Source organism: Vibrio rumoiensis (genome assembly GCF_002218045.2).
GTDB lineage: Bacteria > Pseudomonadota > Gammaproteobacteria > Enterobacterales > Vibrionaceae > Vibrio > Vibrio rumoiensis.
The window spans coordinates 816031-837945 of record NZ_AP018686.1 but is presented as its reverse complement, the minus strand read 5'-3'; the positions used below and the strand labels follow the sequence as shown (position 1 = coordinate 837945).

Genomic DNA, 21915 nt, shown 5'->3' with positions numbered 1-21915 from the left:
GGAAAATGCAATGGGTCCATTGTGGTTAGACGTTGAAGGCTATGAACTTGATGCGGAAGATAAAGAAATTCTGGCACACCCAACCGTTGGTGGTGTGATTTTATTTGCGCGCAATTATCATGACAATGAACAACTTATCGCCTTGAATCATGCTATTCGCCAAGCGGCTAAGCGTCCTATTCTTATCGGTGTCGATCAAGAAGGAGGCCGCGTACAACGCTTCCGTGATGGGTTTACTAAGATCCCACCGGCGCAAGCCTATGCACAAATGAACAATGGCGTTGAAGCAGCCGAACTCGGTGGCTGGCTAATGGCGGCAGAGTTAATTGCTCACGATATCGATTTAAGTTTTGCACCAGTGCTCGATCAATCGTTTCAATGTAAAGCGATTGGCAGTCGAGCGTTTGGTGAAGATCTTGAGACCATTTTGACCTACAGCTCTGCCTATATGAAAGGCATGAAGCAAGTGGGTATGGCAACAACCGGTAAACACTTTCCAGGTCATGGTGGCGTGATTGTCGATTCGCATTACGAAACACCATTCGATAATCGCAACGATATTTTTGAAAATGACATGGCAATTTTTAAAGCTCAGATTGATGCGGGGATACTTGATGCCATGATGCCAGCTCATGTGGTTTATCCAAATTATGATGATCAGCCAGCCAGTGGTTCGCCTTACTGGCTAAAAGACGTATTGCGCAATCAGCTCGGCTTTAAAGGCATCGTGTTTTCAGATGACTTAAACATGGAAGGCGCTGCAATCATGGGGGGGCCTGCGGAACGCTCGCTCAAATCAATGCAATCAGGTTGTGACATGGTATTAATGTGTAATAACCGTCCATCGGCGATTGAAGTGCTCGATAATCTACCTATCGTAGAAGTACCACAAGCGATCAACTTACTGAAACAACAAAGCTTTAGTTTGAAAGATCTACAAGCTACCGAACGCTGGCAGCAAGCAAACCGTATTATGAATCAGTATTGGGATAGTGCTGAATAGGTAAATGCTTAATACCTAATACCTAATACCTAATACCTAATACCTAATGCATTATAAGAAGTGATGGGATTGCATTTTCATCACTTCTGTTACACAATTTTCACCACTTAGGCTGCTGACCCTTGTCAGGCAGTTTAGAACCCTTTCGTATAATCTCACTGATTAAGCACTACGCTTTAGGTGTGAGAGTCTCTACCAGAATCCTCAAATTCTGATTACGAAGAGTAAGCGGGCGATCGTTTTCTCTTTGTATGTCTATAATTAGTAACAGGCTTATTGAACAAGCTTGAATAGCAAAAGAAAAATCGTTGCGCATTCATTTTTATAACGAAAAGGATGTAACCAATGAATCCACATAGAACCGCGTTTATCCAAGGCTTACCAAAAGTCGAACTTCATCTTCATATTGAAGGTTCACTTGAACCGGATCTGATGTTTGAGCTTGCCAGACGTAATAACATCAAGATTCCATTTAGTTCACCAGAAGAGGTGAAAGCCGCTTATCAATTTGAGGATTTGCAATCGTTTCTTGATATCTATTATCAAGGGGCTAATGTCTTGATTAATGAGCAAGATTTCTTCGATTTAACCTGGGCTTATTTATTACGTTGCCAGAAAGATAACGTGATCCATACAGAAATTTTCTTTGACCCACAAACCCATACCGCACGCGGAATTGCTTTTGAAACCGTGATAAATGGTATTGATAGAGCGATGCAAAAAGGGCGAGAAGAGTTAGGGATTTCGAGTCAAATTATCATGTGTTTCTTGCGCCATTTAGATCAAGAATCGGCGTTTGATACCTTAAAGCAAGCCTTACCATTTAAAGACAAGATCATCGGTGTGGGGCTCGACTCTTCTGAACAAGGTCATCCGCCGGAAAAATTTAAAGAGGTGTTTGAAGCAGCGATTGGCCATGGCTTCTTAACCGTTGCCCATGCTGGTGAAGAGGGGCCTGCGGCGAATATTCATAATGCATTGACATTGCTTGGCGTTTCACGAGTCGATCACGGCGTTCGCTGTGTTGAAGATGCTGAGTTAGTGAAACAGCTAATAGAAGACCGCACGCCATTAACGGTATGCCCACTGTCAAATACTAAGTTAAAAGTCTTTGAACAAATGAGCGATCACAATATTGTGGATTTATTGCGACAAGGGTTATGTGTGACGATTAACTCTGATGATCCTGCTTATTTTGGCGGTTACATGACGGATAACTTTATGGCGGTTGCCGATGCGCTCCCAGTCTCATTAGAAGAGCTACAAGCTTTTACACTGAATGCGATTGAAGCCAGCTTTATTCACGAGCAAGAAAAGCAAAAGCTAGTAGATAAAGTTACTCATTTTAGTCATGAGTTTTTTGTATAAATCGATTTTAATTCTTAATTAAGAAGCACAAAAAAGCAGGCTTGATTACAACATCAAGCCTGCTTTTTTATATAGTAATTTAGCCGTAGGTTATCGGTTTTCGAAGCGATTATAATCGAGTAAACCGGATTCTATAGGCTGATCATTTTGATACCATTGATGTAGTTTGTCACTGAACGACCAAAAGTTAGGATCGCTACGGCGAATTCCATATTTATCCAGTAGTGTGACGTAGTCTTGATCTTCTTTTATCGTAGATAAACCTTGATAAAAATCTGCAATGTCTTTTTCTTGTAAGTGAATAAACGCGGCAGGATAACTACCTACGACACCTTTCACAAACGTTAGGTCATCATTGGCAACATCACGGTTACTTTCTTCATCAAATAAGCTTGAAATATTACGATGTGCATTATTATGAATTAGGGTAAATACCTGATCTTTCCCACTATTCGTGGTAATGAGAACGGTAACTAATTGAGGCACTCGGCGTAACCCTTCTCCTTTAATATCATCAATTTTACGTAAGATAGCTTCGCTTTGTGGTGTTAATCCGGTATCGCGAATTTCGTATCGATGACCAAGCACCGGCTCTAAACGTTTTTCCAGCATGGCATACAATTCATCTTGTGGCTTATCAGTCTTATATTGAATACTGGTAGGTTGCTCAAATTTTTTCACATCTCGTTGGATGAACGCACTCAATTGCGGTGAAGGATCTTGGTACCAGCTTTCCATTAATTGATGGCGATCTTTTATTGGTAGCAAGGATAAAAAGTTTTCTTCCCCTTCCATACGTAAGAAATCCATAAACATGCGAGTCATCAGCTGGTGGCCAAAATTACCGTATACGTCAAAACCGTCGACTAATAAGTATTGAATACGCTCTAATAGGGCATAGTCAATAATCCAAGCGGTTTTCGGCGGTTTGCCCACTAAGCCTTGTACTACCGAAGCACTATCAAAGTGTCTAAATATAGTCAGTGCTGCATTAGGGTTTTTTCCATCACCATCCCAAACGAGGTCGGTAGTCAGGTGAGAGCCACTTTCAAACCAATTATCCATGGCTTGTGTTTTGGCTTTTAAATAACGAGCTTGTTGCTCGGAGTAGGTTACCCATTGATACAGTGGGACAACATTACTCTGTTTTTCCGATGGTAATTTTAGGTTATCTCGTTGAGAGGCATAGAACGCTTTTACATCAGGTAATTTGGCTGTTTTGGGATCAACAAAAAATACCCAAAAACGATCATTAATAACATTAAGTGCTAATTGCCCTCGGCATACTGGGCCTTTAATAAAGCTCATAATGGTATTTTGAGCATTGTCCAACATGAAGTTATAACGAGCCTCAACGGGGAGGGCGGCAAAGGCGGTCATTGGATTGGCCGCGACTGTTGGTTCATAACTTGGTAATGCTTCTACTTCATAGCTTGGCTTGATGAAGAGTGCTTGGATACGAGCCAGTTTATTATCATCTAAAGCATAAGGTTGATGGGTTTTGTCGACAATGGTGGCAGGGTAGGCCACTAAACGGTAATACACACGATCGACATTAGGGGCATCATACGGACGACGAGTTGCAATACGGTTAACGGGTTGGCCTGGCGGTGTACTAGAACGAACTAAAGCAAAAAATTGGATTGGACTTTCTTTTGATGCTTTTTGATGATCAGAAAAATACAAATGTGATAAGAACAAGTGTTCGTATATGTACCGACTGGTGAGTTGCTGCTTTAAAGAGTCACCATTAAAAAAGCGTTCCCATTTTTTTACTTCGGCTTGCTGCGCTTTCGATAGAGGGGCATGCGCTGTCATCGTTGCACCATTTGATAACCATGCCATCAATTTATTGTGTTCGGTGCTATTTAACGCGGGCATACCATAAGGCATTCCCCATGTTGGGTAATCGGCTTGATACTGATCTAGGCTTTCAATGGTTGGACATTGCTGTTCACGGTCAGTATTAAAATCAAAGCCTTCTAATTGCTTTTGTTTAGGCAATGGGTGCGCTTGTTTTTGTTCTAATAAGCGAGCAACTAAACCCGCTTCTAAGTTAGCTTCTGGAATTTGCGAGCGTTCATTAAGCACTGGATGAAAACCAATATCCCGCCATTGCTGAGTTGTTTGTGCATCTTCAAATAATCGAGTTGGGTTTGAGGCCGTTAATCTCGTACCTTCATAAACTAAGCTTTTATTGGCACCACGATCGATGCCTTCAACCGACGATAATTTTAACTGGCAAGGGGCGTCATAACAGGCATGGCAAACCACACAGCGGTTATCTAGAATCGGTTTGATTTCATTTACAAAGTGCTGAGCGGCTTTACTGTTGTATTCTGGCGTTCTATCTTGAACTTCGGCCTTACCGAAGAGATTATCGTAATTTAGTCCAGTATAGACAGCACAACCAGAAAATAGAGTTATTAAAAATAGAAGAGATAGGCGTTTTAATTTCATATGGATACCAGTGAAAATCTATCTAATTAAGTACTTTGTTAACAAGAGTAGCAAAATAGTACACAGATAGAAAAAGAAACCATGGATGACACTTATTCATATGTATAAGTTAATGGGGATTAAGGTTAAGATAAAATTAAAATAAATCAATATCTTGAATAATTAAATTGCCATCCGGTTGTAATATTTATAGGTGTGGTTTTATATGTAAGTATTTTCGTTGTTTTATCGCTACTTACTTCAAAAGTAAGGTAAAAAAGTTTATTGTATTCTTCGCAGTGTGCTAAGTTTACAAGGCACTTCTAAAAACATAAAGCGAGTATATATTATGAAAAAGTTGAAAATAGCGATCGTAGCAGCTCTTGGTGTTACAACTCTAAGTGGCTGTATGGGTCAAATGGGTGTAACTGGTCTAGTAACTAAAGTTAACTTGATGGCCGTTGATAACCGTTATGCACGTGAAGGCGTTTTTCTTCTTCTCAGCCCAGTTTACGGTATCGCATCTATAGCCGATTTATTCATCTTCAACTCAATTGAGTTTTGGACTGGTAAAAACATCATCACTAACAAATCTCCTGCGCTTGTTGATACAAGTGTTGAAGCTTGGTTAAAAGTGAATGATAAAGTAGATAGCTCTCTAACTGGTGCTCCAGTTCAAGCTAACAATGCTGACATCGAAAACACAACTATCCAAAAAATCGACAACAACACACTTGAAATGAACGTTTCTTACGTAAACGGCACTCAAAAAACACTGCGTGGCGTGAAAACAGGTGATGCTGTTGCGTTTTACGCAAACAACGAACTAATTACAACTGTTAGCGTTCAAGAATTACAAGATTACGTAGCGTCTGCTCAACTTTAATCTTCCCCTTTTTAGCAATTTCAGCTAAACCGATAATATATTTAGAGTCGATCAATTTGATCGGCTCTTTTTTTATGCGTTAAATCCCAAGCTTGGTTGAATTCGACTTTAGTTCTACAGATCTTTTAGAGAAAACCCTGCATAGTCAATTGCAAGAGCGATTATGGCTAAAGGAGAACATATGGAAATGCTTTTGGTCGGGGTAGAGAAAGTATTATTGTTGATAGGTATTGGTGGCGTGTTATTCAGCTTATATGAATACGGAAAGCGTAGCCAAGATTGGAAAGGAGTTATAACGGTGTTTTATAAGCGGGTCGATATGACCGTACATGAATTTAAATTTTATAAATTGGGTATTAGTTTGTTGCTTTTTGCGGCAGTTTTAAGGGTGGGAATACTTACCTTTTACCCATAACACCATGATAATTAAGATTTTTTGTGTTCTTTGGTGTTGACTGAATAGTCAGTTTTTGAGTTGCTATCTGGTGTAAGGTATCACAAAAAAATTTAAAATAGCAGACTAGCAATAAAAAAATCACAGCCTATAATGCTGAAAACCGGAGCGTCTGCCAACGCTCCGGTTTTTTTGTGTCCGAAATACAGGTGAGCACTTCTGCCAAAGTATTCATCTCGCATGCAACAGATACACGATTGCTGCGCCAAAAGGACGCATACATTCTATGTAATTAAGGAAATTTGCATTATGCGTATCGAACAAGAACTTAAGTTAGGCTTTAAAGATGTGTTATTCCGCCCGAAGCGTTCAACATTAAAAAGTCGTTCTCAAGTAAATTTAACCCGCGATTTTACGTTTAAGCACAGCGGACGTCAATGGTCAGGTGTACCTGTTATTGCGGCAAATATGGATTCTGTGGGCAGTTTCGATATGGCGAAAGCATTATCAGAACATAACGTAATGACGGCGATTCATAAACATTACTCAGTAGAAGACTGGAAAGGTTTTATCGAATCAAATGATGCGAGCGTACTAAATAACGCGATGGTATCCACTGGTACTTCAGAAGCAGATTTTCAAAAAACGAAAGACATCATGGCAATGAGCGATGATTTGATCTTTATCTGCATCGATATCGCGAATGGTTACTCTGAGCACTTAGTGGATTACGTGACGAAAGTCCGTGCTGAATTCCCGAACAAAGTCATCAGCGCGGGTAACGTAGTCACAGGCGACATGGTTGAAGAGTTGATTCTAGCGGGTGCGGATATCGTTAAAGTGGGTATTGGCCCAGGTTCTGTATGTACGACTCGCGTGAAAACGGGCGTTGGTTATCCTCAGCTTTCTGCCATCATTGAATGTGGCGATGCGGCACACGGCCTAGGTGGCATGATCATCGGTGACGGTGGTTGTACATGTGCCGGTGATGTATCGAAAGCCTTTGGTGGCGGTGCTGATTTCGTAATGCTTGGCGGTATGCTTGCTGGTCACGAAGAGTCAGGCGGTGAGCGTATTGAGAAAGACGGCAAAACCTTCATGAAATTCTACGGAATGTCTTCACAGTCAGCTATGAAGAAGCACTCTGGTGGTGTCGCGAAGTATCGCGCAGCTGAAGGTAAAACAGTACTGATCCCATTCCGTGGAACCGTGCATGATACCATCTCTGATATTCTTGGTGGTGTGCGCTCAACCTGCACCTACGTTGGCGCGGCTAAGTTAAAAGAGCTAACTAAGCGTACAACTTTTATTCGTGTGCAAGAGCAAGAGAATAATGTTTATGGAAGAGAATAGGGCTTACGGACGAGAATAGAGTTGATGGACCTGCATAATCTCTACGAATAAAATGTAAGACCACTAAATGGCCGCTCTTTAAAGCGGCCTTTTTTGTGCCTAAAGATCGAAAGTGGTGATGAAATGACGATAGGATTTGAGCCAACATTCCTTGTGTATTTTCATTTAAATAACATTAGACAAACTGTAAATTTATACTGTATATTTAACCAGTATTTTGTGTTACTATTATTATGGAGATGCAAAGATACGCTTAATCCTAACCGCTTAGGTTATAGGTCAGTGATAAATAGTAAGGTTACTGCGGTAGTTTCTGTGCAGTGAGAAAAAGAGATAAAAGGATCAGCATGATGACAAATGTCTACCAGTTCAAATTAAAAGAAGAATATGCAACTCAAGAGCAAGTTGCGAACTTACGTTGGATGTTTTCTCCATTTTCACCTGGTCGTGATGAATTCACTATTTCGAAAATCGCTACCACTTATCAAATCATGCATTTTACTGATCGCGGTTGCACATTAACACCGAAAGAAATCCACGAATATTTAAGTGAAATCAAGCCAATGCCCAAAAGTGCACATGAAATGGTCGCGAACATGATGACTGCATGCTGCTGATGACACTAGACTTTAGAATGAAAGTAAAATATTACCAAGCTTAACGTTTGGCGTTGCCTAGCAAGATAAAGAATTAAGTACCCGCGATAATGTCGTTGGGTACTTTTTTCGTTTTGATGTTTTATTATTGAATCGCGACAGATTGTCGGCATAAATCAATCCATGCTTGAGCGGCTTTGGGAATGTATCGCTCTGAGTGCCAAATAAGCCCTAGTGACCAGTTCATCGTTTGGTTCATGGGTTTCACTAATAGACCATCATCTTTTACTCGATGGCAAAGCGGTTGTGGTAAAAAGGTGACACCATGACCACTTTTGACCAATGCAACGAGAAAATCCCATTGGCTACTTCTAGCCGAAATTAAAGGCGAAAACCCTGCTTGTTGGCAGCGTTGCTCAATAAACTCGCTTAAGGTGAATTCTTTGGTGTAAATGTAAAAAGGTTCTTGTTCTAGCGATTTCCAGTCAAGTAATTCTGAAGTTTGCCATTTTTCAATATTGGGTACGATGGCGTGAATGGGGTAATTATCCAGTGGCAACTGAGCGAGTATTTCCTCGTTACTGCTATCGAGCATGGTTAATGCCACATCAATATCGCCATTTAATAATGCCTGTTCGATTCTTTTACCGCCATATTCTACGATGGTGAGTTCGACATTTGGGTATTGCTGCTTATAGTTTCGAATTAAATTTGCATATAAATGTCCGACCATCGGTGGAATACCTAAACGCAACTGACCTCGTTGCAATTGATCTAAGTCTTCTAACTCAGACTGTATTTGTCCCATTGATTCCAGTATTTGCAGCGCTCGGTTATAGACAACATCCCCCGCTGGCGTTAGCCAAAATCGTCTTCCTTCTCGGTGAATTAATGGTTGGCCTAATGATTGCTCAAGGTTTTTGATCATTTTACTAATGGTTGGTTGTGTCACGAAAAGTGTTTCAGAGGCTTTAGTAAAGCTATTTTGTTGGATCAGAGTAACGAAATAACGCAGTGCTTTAATGTCCATGTGGCTTACCTCTGTTAAATTAAACCATTCCATTTTGGCATAATTTTGATAATAAAAATTCATTTTTTGATGGTTTTAGTCGGGATTATAATGGCGGTTCGTTATTATTGTGGATTAATAAAGATGTTAAAACGTCACTTTTTTACCTTATTTCAAGTGGTTGTCTTTTCTTGTATTTGGATGCTGTCCGATAAGCTTGTTCAGCAGTTTCATTTACCCATTCCTGCGAACTTAACAGGGATGTTGCTGCTGTTAATGTTGTTATTTACGAAAGTTATTAATGTCAATTGGTTACGTAGTGGCGCGACGTGGTTACTCTCTGAAATGCTATTATTTTTTGTGCCGGCAGTGATTGCGGTAGTGAAATACCCAGATCTTGTTATCAATGATGGGATGAAGATTTTAGCTGTGCTTTTTATTAGTACCATCTTGGTGATTGCTGTTACCTCTTTGGTTGTGGATCGTGTTTATCGATTTGAATTGAAATTGGCTCGCCGAAAATCTAACCGTTTAGTCAATACACATGCCTCAACCCTTGTCAAAGTGGAGCATTAAAATGGACGTTTGGAGGCACTATGGTTTGGGCTTGTTATGTTTTTTCATGACGGTAGCTTTTTATTATTTCAGTAAATATTGCTACCAACGCAAACCCATTTTATTGTTTATGCCATTGATGTTAGCACCGCTGTTACTGATTTTGTTGGTGATTGGTTTAGAGATTCCTTATCAAACTTATATGAGTGATTCCCATTGGTTATTATGGATGTTGGGGCCAGCAACGGTGGCATTTGCTATTCCAGTTTATGATAACCGTCAGTTGATTGCCCGCCACTGGCTATCAATGTCGATAGGGGTGTGCGTGTCTGTTGTGGCCGCGGTTGGTAGTACGGTGTTATTGGCTCAGTTCTTTCACTTATCAGAGTTATTGCAACGTAGTTTGGCTATGCGCTCAATCACTACTCCTTTTGCTATCGAGGCAACTAAATCGGTGGGGGGACAAGCGGATCTTACGGCTTTATTTGTCGTGATAACTGGTGTGATTGGAATGGCGGTAGGAGAATCCATATTAGCGCTGCTTGCGATTCGTTCACATCTAGGTAAAGGAGCCAGTCTCGGTGCTTCATCTCATGGTGCGGGGACGGCCAAAGCCTATCAGATCGGTAGTTCTGAAGGTGTCGTTGCCAGTATGGTGATGATGATTGCAGGTGTGGTCACCGTGCTTATCGCGCCTTGGGTCGGTCCTATTTTTTGGTGAAAAATGGTGATAAATACATTGGGATAAAGTCATAAATGACAACGTATTATTTCTGTTAATTTTAAACAGTTTGAATTTATTAATGATAGATTTTAGCTATAGTAAGATTTTAGCTATAGTAAGATCTTCTCAACACGTTTAGGAATAACCGTATGAAAACAGCATTAATGATCACTTCTACATTGAGCCTTTTGGCGAGTTTGAATGTCAGCGCGGCTCAAAATTGTGAAGATTTAACCGGGTGTGAAGCGAAAGTTTGTCACATTGAAAAACAGTTGGAATACGCCAAACAAAACAATAATGTCAACAAGGTACAAGGGTTAACCAAAGCTCTGAATAATGTTAAAGAACACTGTACCGTAGGTGGTCTCAAAGACGATTTACAAGACGAGATTGCTGACATTAAAGATGATTTAGCTGAACATCAAGATGACTTAAAAGAAGCAATGCAAGATCAAGAAGCGGATAAAGTCGAAAAATATCAGCAGAGAGTTGCAGAGGATCAAGAAAAGCTTAAAGCGCTACAAGCTGAGCTATTAAAATTGAAATAATATAATGTGAATACCAAAATGGCGCAGAAGGGAGACTTTCTGCGCCATTATTATTGGTTAAAGGTTAATATTAATTATCGTTTTGACAATGAGATACTTCGTTATTAAGCGCGATTACTCGGCATTCCACATCAATACGTGAGCCTTCTGAACCAAATGAACCATCGGTATTAATATAGCCCCAAAGTGTACCGTTGCTGATCACGCCTTCTAGGTCGATTTCATTATCATTCGCCTCTAACGCTTCTACTTCTTTAACTAGGTAGATAGTATTGCCGTTTGTATCGGTTGATTCGATACCTTCAATGTCAATCTCCACACCATCTATTGTCGCCATCGTTAAGCGGTCTTCAAATTGGGTGCGGCTGTTAGTGGTAAAATCAAAGCCATTAATGGTAAATGAAGTATTTGTTGTCCAGGTTGCCGTTCCTGAAAGCGCAAACTTTTTGCTATTGCTGGCGGTGTTATTTGAGCCTGAACCATCTTCAAATTCGATTTCAGTGGCTTCTAATCCAGAGGCACCATTAATCAGTTCTACTTCAATGCGAGCACCTTCGACGAGATCGGTCGCAATACCATCGTCAAATACCGTTTTCTCAGTAATCGCAATACTGGTACGGCCATTTAACTCGAATGATGTTTGTTCATTGTTAACCCAAGTGATAATCCCTTCTAATTCTGCGCAGCTGTATTGATTATCGTCTTCAATATCAATTTCCGTGGCAGTAAATTGTGTACCGTCAAAACGACCTTCAACTTCCACCCATAGCCCATCCGATAATGGTTCGTCGTCATCGATTTCTACCGCTCCAGCATAAGAAACTAAAGTTTGTCCAACATAAAAGGTGCGGTTTGTTATGTCTAATGATGAAATAGGGCCTTCAATTTCCGCTTCATTATTGTGAATGAAAGAAGCGTCATAAATACCGAGAACCTGCCATTGGCCACTGTTATCCAGATAACCGTCTACTAAGACCCAGTCACCGATTTGATACGGCGCACTGCTGTCTTGAGTTGTCGCTGAATAGGCACGAGTTTTGGTTGCCGTTGGAATATCGGTACCATTTACTGTGATTGTGTCAGCGTTTACAGCCGTGACTTCACCCACTAGGCTAGGGTCGAGTTCGATTTCTGTTGCCACACCGTTGCGGTTGGTTTCTACATCAACACGCATACCTTTTTGTAGGTCAGTTAAATTTAATCTGTTGTTGTCATATTCAATTTCGGCTTGAGCGGCACCAAGCTCAAAGCCATTCACGGTAATGGTTCGCTCTGAAATCTCAGTAACGGTCCCCGTAAGTTTTTGAGGCGTTGAATAAGTATTGCCATTGTTTGATGAGTCGTTATCACTACCACTGCCACCACACGCGGATAGGAGAGCGGCAACCGATAAGCATAAAAATGTCTTTTTCATGATAAACCCTATTTTTTATATTTGTACTGTAGGAATGATTGATTTGCAGGTATCTTAATTAGGCAAGCGTAAAGAAAGCGTGAAGAAATTAATGAAAAAAGTCAGAAAGGTGTATTTTTATCATGAAAGTCTTAATTGTGGATGATACCCATAGCGTAGTAGAAACCATCATGGATTATTTAGAGCTTGAAGGGATCGTAGCGGATTGTGCTTACCATGGGGAGAGTGCGTTAAAGCTGATCGAAGAGAATCATTATGACGTGATTGTGATGGATATTATGATGCCCAAGATGGATGGTATCAGTACCGTTAAAAAACTGCGTGAAGAATTATTTTGTAATACCCCTATTTTGTTCCTAACCGCCAAAGATACTCTGAACGATAAGATTGAAGCGTTTAATTCTGGTGGTGATGATTTCCTTAATAAACCTTTTGCAATGGAAGAACTGTGTTTACGTTTGCAAGCACTGCATCGTCGTGGACCTAGATTAGATGTGGGCAATGTAAGCTTCGCGGATCTCACTATGAACATACAAACCAATGAAGTGACCCGTTCGGGCCAGCCGATTAAATTAAGTAAAATTCAGCGAACTATTTTTAAATTATTACTCAAACATGCGCCTGCGGTTGTCTCTAAAGAGGCGGTGATTTCTGAAGTATGGGGAGAGGAGAGTCCATCAAGCGATTCATTGCGCAGCCATATTTATGGTCTAAGAAGCGCATTGGATAAAGGTTTTGATACTAGCCGTTTAGAAACCTTACATGGTCAAGGATATCGATTGAAAAATGACTAATGCGCCAAGTTTCTTTAAAAAGATCCGCATGACGTTTATCGTACTGACTAGCGTGATGTTCCTGCTATTTTGGGGGCTGATTTATTTTGCGCAAGACCGCTTAGAAGTGATCAGTTTAGAACACCGGCTCTCAACCGAAACACAAGAGTATTTAAATAATTATCAGCGTTATGGTTTTAAAGCGGAAAAGCCTGACCCGCAAGAACTCGATACTTATTGGTCAAGAGAAGAGCATCCAGAGTGGTTAGACCCTTATCAAACCTCTGGCTTCTTTGAAGAACAACTTGGCCCAGAAGACAAACACTTTCTGGTGACCAAGCATCCATCTGGCAGTGGTTGGTTATATGTGGTTTTTCAAGATGATGCTGATGATTATCTGGATGACTACGAAGACAATTTACACCTCATTACCTTTTTAGTTGGCGCTGTTTTTCTCATCGCGGTGATAGCATATGGCTTGTATTTTGTGCGTTTATTTTCACGTCCCCTCATTCAAATTGAAGAAAAAATCAAGGCGATGGCTCCCGATAAGCCAGACTTTGAAGTCGATACACCTTATAAAGAAACCCGAAGTATCGAATACACACTATTAGATAATAAAGCCAAAATTTCTGCCTATTTTCAGCGTGAGCAAGAATTTAGCCGCTTTGCTTCTCATGAGTTAAGAACGCCAATTATGGTGATAAAAGGCTCAACTGAATTATTGAAAAAAGTGCCAGATATGCCTCGAGTTGCCAATAAAGCCGTAGCGCGGATTGAATATGCCGGCAATCAAATGCAAATACTGACAGAAGCGTTTTTGTTATTGGGTAAAGAAGACATCGAGTCACACCATATTAATAACGAATCATTATCTGAGCATATTAAAACGGTGCTATCGAATATGGCAGAACATTTTGCTAAACAAGATGCGACGTATGAGTTAAAAGAAAAGCACCCAAGCTCAATTGAAGCACCATCCAGCTTTATTGATATTGTGATGGCGAACTTATTAAAAAATGCATTTAGTTATAGCATTGGCGATATTGTGATTGAGCTAACCGAGAAAACGTTGGTTATAACAAATCAACATGATGGCAATGATATGCATAATTCAGGTTACGGTTGTGGTTTAGCCATTATTGAACGCATATGCACTCGGATGGACTGGGACTTCAACACCGACAATGACGGTAAGTTATTTAAGGCGAAGGTGGTGTTTGGGTGAAGAGGGGAAAATGTGATCTTCACGATTTTTTCACGCTTGCTCGAATATATTGTTTCTCATCGATGCAACAAACCGACAATCAAAGGTGAAGAATCATGAAAAAGACACTATCAACTCTTTCGCTTGCAGCATTAATTTCCATTCCTTCTCTCGCCATGGCTGAAGTGGTTTCTCCAGCGATGAAGAGTGAAAGTTCTTCTCAAGGTGGTTTCCAAGGGCCGCGTCATGGCACTGCCGTTATTGAAACGATTAAAGCGGCCAAAGAGGCCAGTGATGACGCCAAAGTAGTGTTAACAGGTAAAATTAAAAGCTCATTAGGTGATGAAGATTATATCTTTGCTGATTCAACGGGCGACATTACCGTAGAAATTGATCATGACAAATGGCATGGTCGGACGGTAACAACGGAACATACCGTGGTACTACGTGGTGAAGTAGATAAAGACTGGAACAGCCTAACCATCGATGTGGATAGCTTAGAAGTTCAATAAACGAGAAGTGAAGTAGCCAGAATTAAAATAAACATCAAAACTAAATAAAAGAAGCCTGCACCACACTCGATGCAGGCTTCTTTGTATTGATCGTCAATGTGTTGAATGATTAAAAAATCAAATGCGCAACGCCAACAATCACTGGTAGGGTAATGAGGGTTCGTAAAATAAAGATCACGAACAATTCCAATAAGGTTACTGGGATTTTACTGCCTAACAGTAGAGCGCCCACTTCAGACATATAAATCAGCTGGGTGACCGACATTGCCGCAATCACAAAGCGGGTCATATCACTGTGGATCGGAGCAGCAAGAATCGCTGGAATAAACATATCGGCAAAACCGACCACAATGGTTTGTGAAGCAGCAACGGCTTCAGGCAGACCTAATAGCTTTAAGTAAGGAATAAATGGCTGGCCAAGGATTTCGAACAGTGAGCTGTGTTCTGCAATTATAAGAGCACCAGTACCTAACGCCATCACGACAGGTAATACGCCAAACACCATATCAATGGCATTTTTAATCCCTTCAATAAGTACTTTATGCAACGAGCCAACATTGTCCGCTTTAGTTAGCGCTAAATGCATGCCCCAAGAGAAGTTGCTGTGTCCTGCTGGTAAATCATCTGCTTTCATATCTGGCACTGAACCATCAATGAAAGTGTCTTTTTTCCAGCGTAGTGGTGGAATGCGTGGCAAGATGATTGCCGCCACAAGACCGGCTAAACAAACCGCGCCATAAAATGGAATGAACAGATGCTCAAGGTTAACTTGCGCGATAACCACCAAGCTGAAAGTAATCGACACCGCAGAGAAAGTCGTACCGACAATCGCCGCTTCTCGTTGAGTATAAAACTTATCTTCATATTGTTTGCTTGTTAGCAAGATACCAACCGAGCCATCACCTAACCAAGAAGCCATACAATCAATAGCTGAACGTCCTGGTAGGTTAAAGATAGGACGCATCACTTTACTTAATAGCGTGCCAAACAGTTCAAGCAAGCCAAAGTTAAGCAGTAGAGGCAAAAGCATACCGGCAAAAATGAAAACACAGAATAAGGTAGGTAATAGGCCACTAAGTACCATTCCTCCTGTATTTTCTTCCCAAACCATTTCAGGACCCACATGGTAAAACGCCATAATCGCAGCGACGCCACCTAGGATTCGCACGACAAACCAAATTAATGATGGCGTCAGCAAAGCATGTAAGAAGGCGTTGTTTTTAATAAATGAAGGTTGAACCAATTTATACAAAGTAGTGATCACGGCCATAAACGCAATAACCATCGTAATGACTTCAATGATGCTACCGCTAATGGTCGCTTGTAGGGATTTTGCCAAGATTGCTACAGGAATCGTGTATGAGCCTTGATAGCTGAGCGGGGCCATGAATAAAAACAAACCGATCAAAGATGGAATAATAAAGGTAAGGTAAGTTTTTACTGGGTAGGTTGTTTTTTCAACCTTAGCGTTACCCGCTAGTTTTGAAGAATCGTTCATTATGCTCTCAAATGGTAATGCTTAAAAATTACGCAATCCTTCGCATAACTATTCACTATCAATCCATGATTTATTCAATGGCGGCAAGAATACCGATTTTCTAATCAAAGTGAAATAGGGAAACGGCAATTTTTTGAGAGAAAAGTGGCGCATAAAGAGCTCAAGTATCATGCTGAATAATAGAGCGGTGTATTTTCATTCAAACCGCTTGTTCAGTGGTCAATATCCCTTTTTTATAAGGCGAGGTTTAGGTGTTAAGTTTGGAGGCGACGCAAAAAAGTGGCCATCATGCCTGATCATTTGTGATAAAAGTCACGATATTAGTTGCTGCTTTGCTATAAAGCGGTCAGAATAGCCGCTCAATCAAGATTATTAATATCACTTCCAGCGACACCAATCCTGAAAGCAGAGTAAATTCTCATATACTTAACTAAGTCGATACCTTAAATAAGGTTGAAGTTAATGAGTGTATATATCCAATTATTTTGGATATAAATGATATTGATATTCATACCTCTAAGCCTTTGGCTTTTCTATTTATCGAGATCAATATTTATGAGTTTTTCCTCTTTAGGACTTTCTGCCCCTTTACTTAAAGCGGTGGAAGAGCAAGGCTATACCACACCTTCACCAATCCAAGCAAAAGCGATCCCAGCCGTTATTGAAGGGCAAGATGTGATGGCAGCAGCTCAGACGGGTACAGGTAAGACAGCCGGTTTCACACTTCCAATTCTTGAGCGTTTATTGGCCGGTGACCGTGTTAAACCGAATCAAGTTCGTGCACTGATTTTAACCCCAACACGTGAGTTAGCCGCTCAGGTTCATAAGAACGTAGATCAATACAGCCGACACACACGTTTAACTTCAACCGTTGTCTTTGGTGGCGTTAAAATTAACCCACAAATGATGAAATTAAGACAAGGTGTGGATGTGCTCGTCGCAACCCCAGGTCGTCTATTAGATTTATATAACCAAAATGCTGTGCGCTTTTCTCAACTTGAAGTCTTAGTGCTTGATGAAGCTGACCGCATGTTGGATATGGGCTTTATTCGTGACATCCGTAAGATCTTATCTTTCTTACCGGCGAAGCGTCAGAACTTATTATTCTCAGCAACCTTCTCTGACGAAATTCGTCAACTTGCAAAAGGTTTAGTGAATAACCCAGTCGAAATTTCAGTTAATCCAGCAAACCAAACAGCAACAACCGTTGAGCAATGCATCTATCCTGCGGATCAGAAAAAGAAAGCACCAATGCTACTTAAGCTGATTGAAGATAATGATTGGCAACAAGTGTTAGTGTTTAGCAAAACAAAGCATGGCGCGAACCGTTTGAGCCGTTTCTTAGATGAGAAAGGTGTGACTTCTGCAGCGATTCACGGCAACAAAAGTCAGGGCGCACGTACCAAAGCATTAGAGAACTTTAAAACGGGTGAAGTGCGCGTGTTAGTGGCAACCGATATCGCGGCTCGTGGTATTGATATTGCCCAACTACCGCAAGTCGTGAACTTTGACTTACCACATGTATCAGAAGACTATGTCCACCGTATTGGCCGTACTGGCCGTGCTGGCGCAACGGGTAAAGCGATTTCTTTAGTGTGTGTCGATGAAGCGCATGACTTATTCTCAATTGAACGCTTAATCAAACAAGTATTACCACGTATGGAACTTGATGGTTTCCCAGTGGTGAATAAACTGCCGGAATCGAGATTGGATACCCGTCCAATGAAACCGAAAAAACCAAAGAAACCGAAAAAAACGTTCCAACATAATGATGGACAACGTTCAGGTGACAATGCACGTGGTCATAAACCCGTAAGCAAAAACCGTCGTCATGCGGGTAATGCAAAGCCGGCGACAGCATCTAACGACGCAGCGGCAAAGCCACAAGCCAATGCGAAACCTAAACCAGTCGCTAACCGTAAGCCTGCTGGTGCATCACCACAACGTAATCCTAAAAATAACGGTAGCAATTTTTAATCGAAATTGAGTCGGTAAAATATAGGATTCTCCGTGTGCGAGATCGCTTACAAGCGATGTAAGTGATAACGGCAAATTGATATATAAATTAGAAAAAGCTATTTATAACGCATTGTTATGGATGGCTTTTTTGTTTTTCAGCGTTTTTCCTTTAGAGAAAGATTAAAAACTTTGAATTCGATCTCTTGAGGAATTTCATCAAAAGCGTAGTCTTATTGGTGTCGGAAGGAAACGACATAGGATTTAAGAAAAACCAAGATGGTTTTATTCAGGATGAAGGTTGGTGGTTAGGATAACGGCCAGCAGGATGCAAAGGACATTTAACGGATTAAATTAAGTGGCAGGATGCGACTTAAATGGATTAATGGACCCCTCTAGTTTGAGGAAGGGAACACCGCTCAAGGAACAAGTGATGAGCGCTAATTAGGAACAATTAGCAGCAAGGATTTGCGTAAGGACACCGCTAGGAAGGCGAGGCAGGAATGAGCTTAGGATAAGCACTATCAAGGATTAGATGCATGGAGCACTGATAGTAGCCGGATTGCTGCGAGTAAGACTATAACCCCGATACGAAAGTGTCGGGGTTTTTCTTTTGTACTGCACTCTCAATATCGAATGCATCCCTTAGTGTTTTGGTATTACTTATCGTTATAGAAATAGTGTAGAATCCGGGGCAAGAAACTCTGCTCAAGGGTCAAAGACCTAAATACAAGGCTAATAGAACATGCAACAAAGCGATTTCGAAACACTGGTAAAAACGTTATGTACTCTAGATTCAGTACCAACGGCACTTAAGTTTTTACAAATGAACAGCGACAGTAATGTGGCCGATGCCGCGAAATCTCTGTCTGGGCAATTTGCACTAGCAGAAGTGGAAGGTGAAAACCGTATCTATCATGTGACAACTCAGCCTGATGATAATGGCGTTGAGCAAGAATACGTTGAACATATTATGAATGAAGGTGACGATATTATCCGTTTCGTAGCCTGGTTCTTTGACATTATGTTCGATGTGAAAAATAAAGAAACTTATACCGCAGCAGGTAAAACGTATACTCAGCCAAAACGTAGTTAAGTTGCTGTTTTAACTCGCTGATGAAAAGCCAATAGAGAAATCTATTGGCTTTTTTTGTTTCACCTCTCCACTCTCTATCTTTCTTTTCGTTTATGCTGTTATTTACCCATAAAAAAGTGCAATCTTTGGTCTGTTTTTCGATACATTAGAGAAAACAATAAAATAGATACTCAAGGAGCAAGGATGTTCGTTAGAGAAGCAGAGTTTCAGGATTACTCGAAAATAGCAAAGCTACATGCGACTAGTTGGCAGCAAGTCTACCAAGGTCTGTTAGATGATGATTATCTGAAAAACAGAGTGCAGGATGAGCATTTGGCTATGTGGCAAACGCGTTTAACTCACCCGTCACTCAATCAAGGGGTGCTTGTATTGGAAGATGATGGAGTGTTATGTGGTTTTGTTTGTTTATATGGGAATCATAGTTTTGACCAAGGTACTATGATTGATAATTTGCATGTGAATGAATCACAGCGAGGTAAAGGTTACGGAAAAACCTTGCTAGCAGAAGCCGCAACATGGGCGCAAAAACATTTTTCTGACTCGGGTATCTATTTAGAAGTACTCGAGGGTAATACCCCAGCGAAAGCGTTTTATTTGTCTTTGGCTGCGCAAGATGATGGTGATTTTATCTGGAAAGCGCCATGTGGTTCACAAGTGCCATGTCATACTTATTGTTGGGAAAGTCCTAAGGCTTTATTAGACGCCACAACCTAGCCATATCAATCGTAATACATAATTGATTCAACATAATGCGAACACTGAGCAAAGGGATCCTGAAATAGGATCCCTTTGTTTTTATCGATTCGATATCCGCTGTGAGTGGTGATTAGTGCACCTTTCGAGTTTGCTGCTTTAATACATGTTGGCATAAAGCATCGGCTAATAAATGGGATGCGATATTTCTATCGATTAAAGACGATGGCATGTGCCCCGTTTTGACGATACCAAGCCATTCTTGAACCATATTATCAAAGCCTTTCGTGGCCAGCATTGGCATCCAGTCTTTGGTTTGTAATTGTTGAGCCTTGTCGTCTTGCCACAAAGTCCCCTCCATAAAACCTCGGAATTCATAAGACTGATTAGCAAAATCGGCAGAGATGCGTTCTTGGGTTTGACCAAATACACGATTCATCGACGCATTTAACAAGCTACCTTGTTGCTGCCATTGTACATTGATACTCGCGAGTTGCTGATTATCGCTCCACTGGGTTGCAATATGTATATCGTTTATATCGGCCTTCGCATAAATATTGACGCTATCGAGTGGGTGAATAAAGTCATCAAAAATAAAAGTACGCGCATCACCAGGTTGATTGAAACGATGTTTTTCCCAACGTAATGAGTGCAAAGAGCTGAGCGGCATTCCCGATTGCACACCGACCAAATGCTGGTTGAATAGGGGAATGTGGCGGCGATTAAACCCAACGTATAACGGTGTGTTATTACGTTGAGCGAGATCGTACAGGGCTTCGCAGTCGTGGCCATTATCAACCAGAGGTTTATCAACAAAAGTGGCAATACGTTGCGATAAGAAGAAGCTGGCGATATCTTTATGACTAGACGTCGCGCTGTGGATCATCACGGCATCAATGCCTGCATGAATCAATTGACGGTAATCGCTGTAGTATTCTCGAACATTATATTTGCTGGCTAAGCCTTGTAGAACATCGGCATTGCGGGTGCATAAGACCCATTCAACACCTTCAATTTGAGTAATAAAAGGTAAGTAGGCTTTTTGGGCGATGCCACCGAGTCCGATGAGTGCAATTTTCATTCTCTTTCCTTTTATCTAAATTTTGCTTAACGTCAGACTATCATACGGATTTTTTTCAATGTTGTTGATCTTTCAATGTGATTTTTTCAGTAGAATAGGCAGGCATTCAATATGAATAAAGGGAACTTATGACACTCACTATTTGGTTATCGCTGTTACTTATCTGCTTATTGGGCGCTATGTCACCGGGGCCAAGTTTGGCGATGGTCGCAAAACATAGCTTAGCTGGTGGACGAAAAAATGGCTTAGCTACGGCGTGGGCACATGCATTTGGGATTGGCCTTTATGCGTTATTTACCATTTTAGGTTTAGCGATTTTACTTCACCAGTTTCCTTTGGTGTTTAAAGTGATTACTTATGCCGGTGCCGCGTATTTAGCTTGGCTAGGTTTCAATGCCATTCAATCCAAAGGCGGCATTGCCGAGCGTTTAGAATCTGGACACAGTTGTTCGGTGGCGCAATCGGCAAAAGAAGGCTTTTTGATTTCCATTCTCAGCCCGAAGATCGCTATTTTCTTTACTGCCTTATTTAGTCAGTTTGTGGCGGTGAGCGCCGAAACCAGCAGTAAAGCAATTATTGTGATGACCCCTTTCATTGTTGATGGACTGTGGTATACCTTGATTACGTTTATGCTCTCCAGCCAATTACTACTGGCGACATTACGCAATAAAGCCCACTGGATTGATCGCATCTCTGGGGTGGTATTAATTGCATTGGCATTGCGGGTAATGTGGGTCGCTTAACTCACCATTCACCATTCACCATTCACCATATCAAGCTAGAATTGAAGGTAGACATACATGGCACAAT

21 protein-coding genes and 1 riboswitch are annotated in these 21915 nt (G+C 41.0%); of the genes, 16 read left to right on the top strand and 5 right to left on the bottom strand.

Going from position 1 to position 21915, the window contains the following annotated elements:
- Nucleotides 1–10 precede the first annotated feature (10 nt).
- On the top strand, nt 11–1003 hold the full coding sequence (nagZ, locus tag VRUMOI_RS16230; RefSeq protein ID WP_089138510.1) for a beta-N-acetylhexosaminidase: 993 nt from the start codon (nt 11–13) through the stop codon (nt 1001–1003).
- A gap of 125 nt (nt 1004–1128) precedes the next feature.
- A riboswitch (purine riboswitch) is annotated at nt 1129–1241 on the top strand.
- Nucleotides 1242–1348: 107 nt separating this feature from the next.
- On the top strand, nt 1349–2371 hold the full coding sequence (locus VRUMOI_RS16225; protein ID WP_089138511.1) for an adenosine deaminase: 1023 nt from the start codon (nt 1349–1351) through the stop codon (nt 2369–2371).
- 90 nt (nt 2372–2461) lie between these two features.
- Here the strand turns inward: VRUMOI_RS16225 and VRUMOI_RS16220 are convergent, their stop codons facing one another.
- Nucleotides 2462–4831 (bottom strand): fatty acid cis/trans isomerase, encoded by a 2370-nt coding sequence (locus VRUMOI_RS16220; RefSeq protein ID WP_089138512.1) that lies wholly within the window; start codon nt 4829–4831, stop codon nt 2462–2464.
- Between the two features lie 328 nt (nt 4832–5159).
- On the opposite strand from VRUMOI_RS16220, the gene VRUMOI_RS16215 reads away from it, so the two are divergent.
- From VRUMOI_RS16215 to VRUMOI_RS16200, 4 genes are all read left to right on the top strand, one after another.
- Complete coding sequence (locus VRUMOI_RS16215; RefSeq protein ID WP_089138513.1) at nt 5160–5696, top strand: DUF3332 domain-containing protein; 537 nt, start codon at nt 5160–5162, stop codon at nt 5694–5696.
- Between the two features lie 181 nt (nt 5697–5877).
- A complete protein-coding gene (locus tag VRUMOI_RS16210; RefSeq protein WP_089138514.1) occupies nt 5878–6111 on the top strand; it encodes a hypothetical protein in 234 nt (77 codons plus the stop codon).
- A gap of 288 nt (nt 6112–6399) precedes the next feature.
- Complete coding sequence (locus VRUMOI_RS16205; RefSeq protein ID WP_089138515.1) at nt 6400–7443, top strand: GMP reductase; 1044 nt, start codon at nt 6400–6402, stop codon at nt 7441–7443.
- A gap of 347 nt (nt 7444–7790) precedes the next feature.
- Nucleotides 7791–8060: a hypothetical protein gene (locus VRUMOI_RS16200; protein ID WP_162598441.1), complete on the top strand. Its 270-nt coding sequence runs from the start codon at nt 7791–7793 to the stop codon at nt 8058–8060.
- 124 nt (nt 8061–8184) lie between these two features.
- Here VRUMOI_RS16200 and VRUMOI_RS16195 read toward each other — a convergent pair whose 3' ends face one another.
- A complete protein-coding gene (locus VRUMOI_RS16195; RefSeq protein ID WP_089138517.1) occupies nt 8185–9069 on the bottom strand; it encodes a LysR family transcriptional regulator in 885 nt (294 codons plus the stop codon).
- Nucleotides 9070–9192: 123 nt separating this feature from the next.
- On the opposite strand from VRUMOI_RS16195, the gene VRUMOI_RS16190 reads away from it, so the two are divergent.
- The 3 genes from VRUMOI_RS16190 (at nt 9193) to VRUMOI_RS16180 (ending at nt 10875) form a co-directional block, all read left to right on the top strand.
- A complete protein-coding gene (locus VRUMOI_RS16190) occupies nt 9193–9624 on the top strand; it encodes a CidA/LrgA family protein (protein ID WP_089138518.1) in 432 nt (143 codons plus the stop codon).
- Nucleotide 9625: 1 nt separating this feature from the next.
- Nucleotides 9626–10324 carry an LrgB family protein gene (locus VRUMOI_RS16185; RefSeq protein WP_089138519.1) on the top strand — a complete coding sequence of 233 codons (699 nt, stop codon included), beginning with the start codon at nt 9626–9628 and terminating at the stop codon, nt 10322–10324.
- Nucleotides 10325–10476: 152 nt separating this feature from the next.
- A complete protein-coding gene (locus VRUMOI_RS16180) occupies nt 10477–10875 on the top strand; it encodes a DUF1090 domain-containing protein (RefSeq protein WP_089138520.1) in 399 nt (132 codons plus the stop codon).
- A gap of 70 nt (nt 10876–10945) precedes the next feature.
- Here VRUMOI_RS16180 and VRUMOI_RS16175 read toward each other — a convergent pair whose 3' ends face one another.
- Entirely contained in the window at nt 10946–12289 is a 1344-nt protein-coding gene (locus VRUMOI_RS16175) for a DUF5666 domain-containing protein (RefSeq protein ID WP_089138521.1), read from the bottom strand.
- 122 nt (nt 12290–12411) lie between these two features.
- On the opposite strand from VRUMOI_RS16175, the gene VRUMOI_RS16170 reads away from it, so the two are divergent.
- The 3 genes from VRUMOI_RS16170 (at nt 12412) to VRUMOI_RS16160 (ending at nt 14781) form a co-directional block, all read left to right on the top strand.
- Nucleotides 12412–13083, top strand: coding sequence for a response regulator transcription factor (locus tag VRUMOI_RS16170; protein ID WP_089138522.1), 672 nt, complete (start codon nt 12412–12414; stop codon nt 13081–13083).
- Complete coding sequence (locus tag VRUMOI_RS16165; protein WP_089138523.1) at nt 13076–14290, top strand: sensor histidine kinase; 1215 nt, start codon at nt 13076–13078, stop codon at nt 14288–14290. The genes VRUMOI_RS16170 and VRUMOI_RS16165 overlap by 8 nt, the downstream gene beginning before the upstream one ends.
- Before the next feature lie 95 nt (nt 14291–14385).
- Nucleotides 14386–14781 carry a YgiW/YdeI family stress tolerance OB fold protein gene (locus VRUMOI_RS16160; protein WP_089138524.1) on the top strand — a complete coding sequence of 132 codons (396 nt, stop codon included), beginning with the start codon at nt 14386–14388 and terminating at the stop codon, nt 14779–14781.
- Between the two features lie 109 nt (nt 14782–14890).
- Here the strand turns inward: VRUMOI_RS16160 and VRUMOI_RS16155 are convergent, their stop codons facing one another.
- On the bottom strand, nt 14891–16168 hold the full coding sequence (locus VRUMOI_RS16155; RefSeq protein ID WP_231897563.1) for a YjiH family protein: 1278 nt from the start codon (nt 16166–16168) through the stop codon (nt 14891–14893).
- Between the two features lie 666 nt (nt 16169–16834).
- On the opposite strand from VRUMOI_RS16155, the gene VRUMOI_RS16150 reads away from it, so the two are divergent.
- The 3 genes from VRUMOI_RS16150 to VRUMOI_RS16140 all read left to right on the top strand — a co-directional run bounded on the left by VRUMOI_RS16150 (nt 16835) and on the right by VRUMOI_RS16140 (nt 20045).
- On the top strand, nt 16835–18256 hold the full coding sequence (locus tag VRUMOI_RS16150) for a DEAD/DEAH box helicase (protein ID WP_089138526.1): 1422 nt from the start codon (nt 16835–16837) through the stop codon (nt 18254–18256).
- 724 nt (nt 18257–18980) lie between these two features.
- Nucleotides 18981–19331 carry a hypothetical protein gene (locus VRUMOI_RS16145; protein WP_089138527.1) on the top strand — a complete coding sequence of 117 codons (351 nt, stop codon included), beginning with the start codon at nt 18981–18983 and terminating at the stop codon, nt 19329–19331.
- Between the two features lie 183 nt (nt 19332–19514).
- Nucleotides 19515–20045 carry a GNAT family N-acetyltransferase gene (locus VRUMOI_RS16140; protein ID WP_089138528.1) on the top strand — a complete coding sequence of 177 codons (531 nt, stop codon included), beginning with the start codon at nt 19515–19517 and terminating at the stop codon, nt 20043–20045.
- Between the two features lie 112 nt (nt 20046–20157).
- On the opposite strand, the gene VRUMOI_RS16135 is transcribed toward VRUMOI_RS16140, so the two are convergent.
- Nucleotides 20158–21105, bottom strand: coding sequence for a Gfo/Idh/MocA family protein (locus VRUMOI_RS16135; RefSeq protein ID WP_089138529.1), 948 nt, complete (start codon nt 21103–21105; stop codon nt 20158–20160).
- 128 nt (nt 21106–21233) lie between these two features.
- On the opposite strand from VRUMOI_RS16135, the gene VRUMOI_RS16130 reads away from it, so the two are divergent.
- Nucleotides 21234–21848: a LysE family translocator gene (locus VRUMOI_RS16130; protein WP_089138530.1), complete on the top strand. Its 615-nt coding sequence runs from the start codon at nt 21234–21236 to the stop codon at nt 21846–21848.
- Nucleotides 21849–21915: the final 67 nt, after the last annotated feature.